The organism is Arthrobacter sp. RIT-PI-e (assembly GCF_001187915.1).
Lineage (GTDB): Bacteria > Actinomycetota > Actinomycetes > Actinomycetales > Micrococcaceae > Arthrobacter_D.
This window is the reverse complement of the sequence record NZ_LGIU01000072.1, coordinates 1-9363: the sequence shown is the minus strand read 5'-3', so window position 1 is coordinate 9363 and position 9363 is coordinate 1. Positions and strand designations below refer to the sequence as shown.

The following is a 9363-nucleotide window of genomic DNA, read 5'->3' as shown; positions in this document are numbered from 1 at the left end:
GACCGCGGACTGCCCTTCCCGTTGGAGGACCTCGGCCACGCGTCGGTGATCCTGCTCCTCGGCTCCAACGCGGCGGACACCATGCCGCCGTTCGTCCAGCACCTCCGGCGGGCACAGGAGGACGGCGGCCTGATCGTCGTCGACCCCCGCCGCTCCGCGACGGCCCGGCTCACCGAGCAGGGCCGCGGCGTGCACCTGCAGCCCACGCCCGGCACGGATCTCACCCTCCTGCTCGGTCTCGCGCACGTGGTGGTCGCCGAAGGGCTCGCGGACAGCTCCTTCCTCGACGCCCGCACCCGCGGGCACGAGGACGCCGCGCTCGAACTCGCACGCCGGTGGCCCGAGCGCGTGCAGGGCATCACGGGCGTTCCCGCCTCCACCATCCGCGCGACGGCGCGCCTGCTCGCCCGCGGTGCGCGCAGCGGGGCGGCCGGCGGAGCCGGCACCTACATCCTCACCGGACGGGGTGTCGAGCAGCACGCCGACGGCACGGACACCACCACCGCCGCCATCAACCTGGCGCTCCTCCTCGGTCTTCCCGGGACGCCGCGGGGCGGATTCGGCACGCTGACCGGCCAGGGCAACGGGCAGGGCGGGCGGGAGCACGGGCAGAAGGCGGACCAGCTGCCCGGCTACCGGAAGATCACGGACCCCGCCGCACGGAGGCACGTCGCATCGGTATGGGGTGTTCCCGAGGAGCTCATCCCGGGCCCGGGTCTCCCCGCGGTGGCGCTGCTCGCCTCACTCGGCGGACCGGGCGGGAGCGGCGGGACCCGCTGCCTCTTCGTCCACGGGGCCAACATCGTGGTCTCCGCCCCGAACGCCTCGACGGTCGTCGAGGGACTGAAGGGCCTGGACTTCCTCGTGGTCTGCGACTTCTTCCTCTCCGAGACCGCGGCCCTGGCGGACGTCGTCCTCCCGGTCCTGCAGTGGGCTGAGGAGGAGGGCACCATGACGAACCTGGAGGGTCGCATCCTGCGTCGCCGTCCCGCCGTCGTGCCTCCCGCCGGCGCGCGGAGCGAACTGTGGATCATACAGGAGCTCGCGAGACTGCTCGACGCCCCCTCCCTGTTCAGCGAGGACCCGCGGACCATGTTCGAGGAGCTCGCCCGCGCGAGCGCCGGTGGCCCTGCCGACTACTCCGGTCTCGACTACGAGGTGCTCGACGCCGATGCTCCCGCCTACTGGCCGTACCCGAGCGGCAGTACGGGCACACCGCGGCTCTTCCTCGACGCCTTCGCCACCCCGGACGGACGTGCGGCCCTCGTCGCGGTCAGGCCCCGTGCCAACGTGGCGCAGGACCGCACCCCGGCTCCCCTGCTCCTCGCGACGGGACGGCTCCTCGAGCACTACCAGTCGGGTACGCAGACCCGGCGCGTCCCCGCTCTGCTCGCCGCGCAGCCCGTTCCCCGCCTCGAGGTGAACCCGGCGACGGCGGCGGATCTCGGCATCGTCACGGGCGACGCCGTCGTGGTCACGAGTTCCCACGGCGTGGTCCACGCCGTCGCGCACCTCACGGGCGACATCCGCCAGGACACCGTGTTCCTCGCCTTCCACTACGCCGGTACGGGCACCGCGAACCTGGTGACCGGCAGTTCCACCGATCCGATCTCGGGCATGCCGGAGTTCAAGACGACGCCGGTCGGCGTCGTCCCGCTCGCCCACCCGGGGAGCACGGTCACGGACCAGCGGGAGGTCTTCGCATGAACCATGCCGGTACGCCCGGTCCGGAGCGCATCGTCGTCGTGGGCTTCGGCCCCGTCGCCGCGCGACTGGTCGAACACCTCGAGCCGCTCGTCGCCCGGGGCGTCGCCGCGGTCACCGTCATCGGGGAGGAACCGCACGCCGCGTACAACCGCGTCCTCGTCGCGGATGTCGCGGTCGGGCGCACGCGGGAGTCCGCCATCCGTCTGGCCGACGCCGCCGCGCTGGCCGTACGGGGCATCGACGTCCGCCTCGGGGCGCGGGTGGCCAGGGTGGACCGGCCGTTCCGCCGGGTGCTGCTCGACGACGGACGATCCGTGGACTACGACCGCCTGGTCCTCGCCACCGGATCGCGGCCCGTGCTGCCCCCGCTCGCCGGGGTGGACGGCGCTTCCCTCCCGCCGGGCGTCGGCTTCCTCCGTGACCTCACCGATGCGCGGCTGCTCGCCGAGGCGATGACCGCCGAGCGACGCATCGTGGTGCTGGGCGGTGGCATCCTCGGGATCGAGGCCGCCCTCGCCGCCGCCGAGGAGGGCGCCCGGGTCACTCTCGTCCACACCGGCCGCGCCCCGATGGAGCGGTTCCTCGGGGACGGGGCGCAGGTCCTCGGCGCCGCCCTCGCCCGCACCGGTATCACCGTGGTGGGCGGGAGCTCCACCGGCCTCACCCTGGACGACGACGGCCGGTTCTCCGGTCTCGTCCTCGCCGGTGGCACATGCGTGGAGGGTGGGGCGCTCGTCATCGCCTGCGGCGTCCGTCCGCGCACCGAGCTCGCCGACGGCTGCGACCTCAACACCGCTGCCGGCATCCTCGTGGACCACGACCTCCGGGCACTGGACACACAGGATGTGTGGGCCATCGGCGACTGCGCCGAGATCAGGTGCTGGGACGCCGCCTGCGTGGCCTGCTCGGGTGTCACCGCCCCCCGCGGCCTGATCGCCCCGGGCTGGCAGCGGGCGGACCGGCGGGGGCGCCCCTCACCGCCGAGCTGGCGGCGGGTCCGGCCGCCGTCGCCCCTGCCGATCCGCCTGATCGCCGCGGCGCGCTCGTGCTCCTCAAGGCCCGGGGGGGGGGCGCCGCCCCCGCCGGTGAGACGGATGCGGACCCCTGGTCCGTGGAACCCGGGCTCGCCGTGGCCGTCTGGACCGATCCCGGGCACGGACGTTACGCGAAGATGATCCCCCGCGACGGCGTCCTGCGGGTCTGGTGTGCGGGGGCATGCCGCGGACCGGCGCCGAACTGGTGCTGCTCTTCGAGCGGGGGAGCGAACTCCCCGCCGACCGCTCGAGCCTCCTGCGGCTCGACGGCGTCGAGGGAGCCGCGGCCGCCCTTCCCCCGGGGCCCGACGCGACGCTGTGCCGGTGCGCGGGCATCACGCACGGGGCCGTGGAGGCCTCCGTGCGGTCGGGCTGCGCGACCGTCCGGGAGGTCTCCTCGGGAACCCGCGCCGGTACGGGGAGCGGAACCTGCCACAGCGAGATCCGGCCCATCATCGAACACCACTTCGCGGTGGCGACGGCGTAGGGCCGGCACGGCTCCGGGGCCTGTCGGGTCGGTGGCCGGGACGGGCCCCGGTCAGACGTGCAGGCGGTACCCCCGTTTGACCACCGTCTCCACGAGACGCGGATCCGGCAGCGCCTTGCGCAGCCGGTTCACGTTCATGTCCAGGGCGTGCCCCGCACCGGTGTGGGCCAGGAGGGTGATGAGCGCGTCCCGGCTGAGGACCGCCCCCCGCGCGGCCAGGAGCGCCTTGAACAGGACCAGCTGCGTGGGGGCGAGCTCCACCGTCTCCGTCCCCACGCGCACCGAGCGGCCCCGCACCTCCACCTGACCGTTCAGGGTGGGGACCTGCTCCACGTGGTGTGCCGCGAGGTGGTCGCAGACCAGCCGGATCAGCGCCCCCATCCGGAAGCGTTCCGGGACGATCGGCTCGATCCCGGCGTCGAGCAGCGGCTGCGCGGTGACCGGCCCCACCGCCGCGGCGAGCACGCCCTGCCGGAACCGACCGATCAGCTGCTCCTGCAGGCCCTGCTCGGCGGCCGTGCTGAAGAGGGCGTCGACGGCGGGGGCGCTCGTGAAGGTGACGCAGTCCAGCTGCCCCGCGCACACGGCGTCGATCAGGCGCGGCAGCCGCTCGGACCCGGCGGGCTTGATCCACCGGTACGGGGTGACGGTCAGCAGCCTGGCGCCGGCGCCGCGCAACCGCGCCAGCTGGTGCTCGTCGGCGTAGGCGTGCAGCTGGACCCCCACGGTGAGACCGGAGAGGTCCTCCTGCAGCAGCTGGTCCACCAGGGTGGCGGTGGTCTCGTCGGAGCTGATGCCGACGTCGTCGAGCCCCGCGGCGCGCACCGCCCCGCGGGCCTTCGGGCCGCGCACGAGGATCCGGCCGTTGCCGAGGACCTCCAGGAGCGCGGCCCCCGAGCCGGCCGCGTCCGCCGCCTCGAACCAGCGGCGCATCCCGTAGGCGGTGGTGATGACGAAGAGGTCCGGGCGTGCCTGGATCATGGCGGCGGTGTCCGCGAGCAGCTCCACGTCCTCGGCGATGGGCGCGATCTTCAGGGCCGGGGCGTGGAACACCGAGGCACCACGCCGTTCCAGGGCGTCGATCAGGTCACCGGACCGGCGATCGGAGGTGACCCCGATACGGAAACCCGCGAGCTGACCGGATGCCCCGTCGGGGCCGAGGGACCCGGTCACGACGCCAGCGATTCGGTGAGCCGGGCGAGCTCCGCGACACCGCCGTGGAGATCCAGCCCCACCCGTACCACGTCACCGATCACGAGGACCGCGGGGCTCTGGCAGCGCGCGGCGCCGGCTGCCGTGACGATCGTGGCGAGGGTGCCCGACGTCGTCCGCTGGGACGCGCTGTACCCGCGCTCGATCACCGCCACCGGCATGTCGGGGCGCAGCCCGCCGCGGCCGAGACCCGCCACCAGCTGCGGGAGCGTGGAGACCCCCATGAGCACCACGATGGTGCCCCCGAGCCCGGCGAGATGCCGGTGCTCCTCCTCGGTCAGCGGAGCATGGCCGGACATCACGGTGAACAGGTGACTCACACCGCGGTGGGTGACCGGGATCCCCGCGGCCGCCGGGACGGCGATCGCGGAGCTGACGCCCGGGACCACCCGGCACGGCACCTTCGCGGCGAGGCATGCGGCGAGTTCCTCGCTGCCACGGCCGAAGACGAAGGGGTCACCGCCCTTGAGCCGCACCACGTGGCGTCCTGCGAGCGCGTGCTGCACCAGGAGGTCGTTGATCGCGGCCTGGGGCACCCGGTGGTGGCCGGGGAGCTTCCCCACGTCCACGAGCTCCGCCGTCGGGGCGAGTTCCGCGAGCGCATCCGTGGGGGCGAGCCGGTCGTAGAGCACCACGTCCGCCTCCCGGAGCGCCGTGGCGGCGTCGAGGGTGAGGAGTCCGAGCGCGCCGGGCCCGCCACCGAGCAGGGTCGCGGACCCCGTGGCCCGGGCGGCCGCCTCACGCGCCAAGGGCGTCCCGGCCCCGCGGCACCGTGTGCGGAGCGCCTGCAGCTCGGGATCGGAGTCCGGGTCCTGCGGGGCGCCCACCAGGACCACGAGGGCGGCGTCGGCCAGAGCTGCTGCCGGGCACTCCCCCGCGTGCTCGTGCCATTGCACCAGTGCCCCCGCCGCCCGGTACCGCGCCGTGACCCGGCGCGCACCGGTCTCGCTCCCGATCACCAGCACGGTGCGCCCTGCCACCTCGATGTCCACCTGCACGTCTCAGCCCTCCCGTGTCCCGGTCGCGGAACGGACGGGGATCGCCGTCCCGAGCCCCACGCGCCTGCCCTGCTCCTCGATCTCCGCCGGGGTGGCGGGGCGGCGCTGACCGCGCTCCTCCACCAGCACGATCGAGGAGTCGGCGGCGTCCGGGGCGTTGACGAAGGAGCGGAAGCGCCGGAGCCTGTCCGGGTCCTTCAGCGTGGCCGCCCACTCGTCCTCGTAGTGCTCCACGTGCCGGGCCATCGCCGCCTCGAGGTCGGCGCCGATCCCGAGGGAGTCGCCCACCACCACGTCCCGCACGTGGTCCAGCCCGCCGTCGAGCTCCTCCGTCCAGCGTGCCGTGCGCTGCAGGCGGTCCGCCGTGCGGATGTAGTACATGAGGTAGCGGTCGATGTAGCGGATGAGCGTCTCGCCGTCGAGGTCCTGGGCGAGGAGCTGGGCGTGGACGGGCTGGAAACCGCCGTTGCCGCCCACGTACAGGTTCCAGCCCTGGTCCGTGGCGATCACGCCGACGTCCTTGCCGCGGGCCTCGGCGCACTCCCGGGCGCAGCCGGAGACGCCCATCTTGAACTTGTGCGGTGCGCGCAGCCCGCGGTACCGGAGTTCGAGGTCGATCGCCATGGCCACGGAGTCCTGCACCCCGAACCGGCACCAGGTGGAGCCCACGCAGGACTTCACGTTCCGCAGCGCCTTGCCGTAGGCCTGCCCCGACTCGAAGCCGGCCTCCACGAGGATCTTCCAGATCTCCGGGAGCTGCTCCAGCCGTGCGCCGAAGAGGTCGATCCGCAGGGCCCCGGTGAGCTTGACGTACAGCCCGAACTGCTCGGCCACCTGCGCGATCACGGCGAGCTTCTGCGGGGTGATCTCACCCCCGGGGATCCGCGGCACCACGGAGTAGGTGCCGTTGCGCTGCATGTTGGCGAGTGCGCGGTCGTTCGTGTCCTGCAGGGTGCCGCGGCCGCCGTCGAGGACGTACTCGCCGCGCTGGGTGGCCAGGATGGAGCCGATCGCCGGCTTGCAGATGTCGCAGCCGTGGCCCGCCCTCGCCTCCTCCGAGACGCCGAACCGCCCCAGGATCTCCTGGAAGGACGCGAGGTCCAGGGCCTGGACCGCCTCGAACAGCTCGGGCCGGGAGAGGGCGAAGTGCTCGCAGATGCCCTTGGAGACGGTCTTCCCGGCCTTGGTGAGCTCGGCGTCGAGGAGCTTCTTGAGCATGGGCACGCAGGAACCGCACTGCGTGCCGGCGCGTGAGCAGGCCTTCAGGGAGGGCATGTCGAGGGCCGGTTCCACCGGGGCGCCGTCCTCGCCCCCACCGTGCACGGCGGAGCGGCAGGCCCCGGCGGTGATGTTGTTGCAGGAGCAGAGGATCACGTCGTCGGGCAGGTCCGACGGCGGGGCCTCGCCGCCGCCGGCCGAGGAGAGGTAGGCCCCGGGCTCGGCGGGCAGTTCCCTCCCCAGCAGCGGGCGGAGGGCCGAGTAGGGTGCGGCGTCGCCGACGAAGATGCCGCCGAGCAGCGTCCTCGCGTCGTCCGTGACCACCAGCTTCTGGTAGAGCCCGCGCGCCGGGTCCGCGTACACGATCTCGAGGCTGCCCGCGGTGTCGGCGAGCGCGTCGCCGAAGCTGGCCACCTCCACACCGGAGAGCTTCAGCTTGGTGGCGGTGTCGAAGCCGGGGAACGCGGAGGTCCCGCCGAGAAGTCCGTCCGCGCACACCTCGGCCATGGCGTTCGCCGGGGCCACGAGGCCCATGCTCACGCCCCCGTGGCTGGCCACCTCCCCGATGGCCCAGACATCCGGCGCCGAGGTGCGGCAGTCCTCCCCGATCACCACGCCGCCGCGCGGTGCCACCTCGAGCCCGGCGTCCCGGGCGAGTTCGTCGCGTGCCCGGATGCCGACGGCGAACACCACGAGGTCCGCGGGCAGTTCCGTGCCGTCGGCGAGGAGCACCCCGGTGAGCCCGCCGTCGTCGTCCGTGGTCAGGGCCGCCGGCGTCCCGCCGCACCGCACCTCCAGGCCCTTCGCGGTGATGAGCCGGCCCAGGGCCTCACCGCCGCCCTGGTCCAGCTGCGCGTTCATGAGCCAGCCCGCACGGTTCACCACGGTGGACTCCGCACCGAGCTCCTGCAGTCCGCCGGCCGCCTCCAGGCCCAGGAGCCCGCCGCCGATCACCACCGCGCGCGGCTTCCGGCCCAGCACACCGGCGAGCCGGGCGGCCTCGGTGCGCAGCCAGGCGGCGTCGTCGAGGGTGCGGTACACCACCGCGTGCTCGGCGTTCGGCAGCGGGAGGCGTACGGCGTCGGAGCCGGTGGCGAGCACCACGTCGTCGTAGGCGTACACCTCGCCGGAGGCACCGGTCACCCGGCGGTGAGCAAGATCCAGGGTGACGGCGCGTTCCCCGGTCACGAGCCGGATGGCCGGTTCCCGCCACATCAGCGCCTCGCCGAGGCTGAGGTCCACGTCACCGATCAGAGCCCTGCTGAGCGCCACGCGGTCGTAGGGTGCGTGGGTCTCCTCCGTGAGCGCGGTGATCCGCAGGCCGTCCGTGCCCCGGCGCCACAGCGCCTCGACGAGCCGGTGGGCCGCCGGGCCACCGCCGATGACGACGACGCTGCGCCCGCCCTCGGGTTCCTCGTGGTCCTGTCCTGCCGGCCGGGGTGCGCGGAGCGCGGTCATGCGTGTGCCTTCCGTCCGGGTCGGGGCGGTCCCGTGTGAGCCTCCAGCCTAGGAACGGGTGGTGTCGCCCATGTGTCGCCCGTGTGTCCGAAGGTTAACTTCGGGCTCACGGACCCCGTGTGCGGCGGTGAGGTCGAAGTTACGTGCCCGCAACAGCCCCGGGACGCTCCCGTCACGTCCCCGACCTAGCGTTGGCTGACAACGCGCCCACCAGACGCACCCACCGCGGAGGGGAACACCATGACCGAACTCGCCGTCCTGCACCAGCCGGCGCACGCTGCACCCGTATGGGCCGCGGTGTGCCTGCTCGACGACCTCGAGGAGTACTGGGGGGAGGCCGCGCTGCTCGGGGAGGCGCAGATCGCCCTCTTCCGGTTCCCCGGCGACCGGGTGCATGCGGTGGGCAACGTGGATCCGCGTACCCGCGCGGCCGTGCTGGCACGCGGGATCATCGGCTCCCGCGGCAGCACCCCCACCATCACCTCACCGCTGCACAAGGAGGTCTACGACCTCCTCAGCGGCACCTGCCTCTCGGGCGGTGAGGGGCTGCGGATCTATCCCGTGCGGTGCACGGACGGCGTCGTCGAGGTCGACGTCGCGGCCTGATCCCGTGGAGGTGGTTCAATGACTGCCATGACAGGCCCCGCTCCCACCCCCGTCCTGATCGCCTGCGCCCACGGCACCGACAACGTCCGGGGTCGGGCGGAGATCGACACCGTGCGGGCGCAGCTGCAGGCCCTCCGTCCGGAGGTGGAGGTGCTCGAGGCGTACGTCGACGTGCAGCAACCCGATCTCGTGGACGTGGTGGCCGCCCTCCCGCAGGGCCGCCCCGCCGTCATCGTGCCGCTGCTGCTCTCGGTGGGGTACCACGTGAAGGTGGACATCGCCCGGGCCGCGGCCGGGCGCCCCGACACGGTGGCCGCCCTCCCGCTGGGCCCCGATCCCCGCCTCGCCCACGTGCTGCAGGACCGGTTGGACGAGGCGTCCGTGGACGGGGCGGACGCGGTGGTCCTGGCCGCCGCGGGCTCCTCGGACCCCTGTGCGGCCGAGGACGTCGCCGAGGTCCACGCGGTCCTCGCCGGCGTGCGGACCGGCCCGGTGAGCACCGGCTTCGGCGCGAAGGCCGCACCGTCCGTCCGCGAGGCCGTCGCCGCGTCCCGGAAGGGCGCCGACACCCCACCCGTGGCGATCGCCCCCTACCTGCCGGCCCCTGGGCGCTTCCCCGCCCCAGCTGGCGAGGCCGGGGCGG

At 74.0% G+C, this 9363-nt stretch carries 8 protein-coding genes; 5 read left to right on the top strand and 3 right to left on the bottom strand.

The window, feature by feature from the left end; all coding sequences use genetic code 11:
- The 3 genes from AC792_RS10415 to AC792_RS18025 form a co-directional block, all read left to right on the top strand.
- A partial coding sequence (locus tag AC792_RS10415) for a molybdopterin oxidoreductase family protein (protein ID WP_082177651.1) occupies positions 1 to 1707 on the top strand: 1707 nt, incomplete at its 5' end.
- Positions 1704 to 2882, top strand: coding sequence for an NAD(P)/FAD-dependent oxidoreductase (locus tag AC792_RS10410; RefSeq protein ID WP_326948040.1), 1179 nt, complete (start codon positions 1704 to 1706; stop codon positions 2880 to 2882). The genes AC792_RS10415 and AC792_RS10410, both read left to right, overlap by 4 nt.
- Before the next feature lie 40 nt (positions 2883 to 2922).
- On the top strand, positions 2923 to 3228 hold the full coding sequence (locus AC792_RS18025; RefSeq protein WP_326948039.1) for a (2Fe-2S)-binding protein: 306 nt from the start codon (positions 2923 to 2925) through the stop codon (positions 3226 to 3228).
- A 51-nt stretch (positions 3229 to 3279) separates the two neighbouring features.
- On the opposite strand, the gene AC792_RS10405 is transcribed toward AC792_RS18025, so the two are convergent.
- Genes AC792_RS10405 through nirB form a run of 3 tightly spaced genes read right to left on the bottom strand, consistent with a single transcriptional unit; the run spans position 3280 to position 8114 of the window.
- Positions 3280 to 4401: a uroporphyrinogen-III synthase gene (locus AC792_RS10405; protein WP_082177650.1), complete on the bottom strand. Its 1122-nt coding sequence runs from the start codon at positions 4399 to 4401 to the stop codon at positions 3280 to 3282.
- Positions 4398 to 5438, bottom strand: coding sequence for a uroporphyrinogen-III C-methyltransferase (gene cobA, locus AC792_RS10400; RefSeq protein ID WP_049830459.1), 1041 nt, complete (start codon positions 5436 to 5438; stop codon positions 4398 to 4400). Before cobA ends, AC792_RS10405 begins: the two co-directional genes overlap by 4 nt.
- 3 nt (positions 5439 to 5441) lie before the next feature.
- Complete coding sequence (nirB, locus tag AC792_RS10395) at positions 5442 to 8114, bottom strand: nitrite reductase large subunit NirB (RefSeq protein WP_049830458.1); 2673 nt, start codon at positions 8112 to 8114, stop codon at positions 5442 to 5444.
- Between the two features lie 240 nt (positions 8115 to 8354).
- Here nirB and nirD point away from each other — a divergent pair, with 240 nt between their 5' ends.
- Both nirD and AC792_RS10385 read left to right on the top strand, forming a co-directional pair.
- Positions 8355 to 8720: a nitrite reductase small subunit NirD gene (gene nirD / locus AC792_RS10390; RefSeq protein WP_049830457.1), complete on the top strand. Its 366-nt coding sequence runs from the start codon at positions 8355 to 8357 to the stop codon at positions 8718 to 8720.
- 18 nt (positions 8721 to 8738) lie between these two features.
- The coding region (locus tag AC792_RS10385; protein ID WP_049830462.1) for a sirohydrochlorin chelatase at positions 8739 to 9363 on the top strand (625 nt) is incomplete at its 3' end.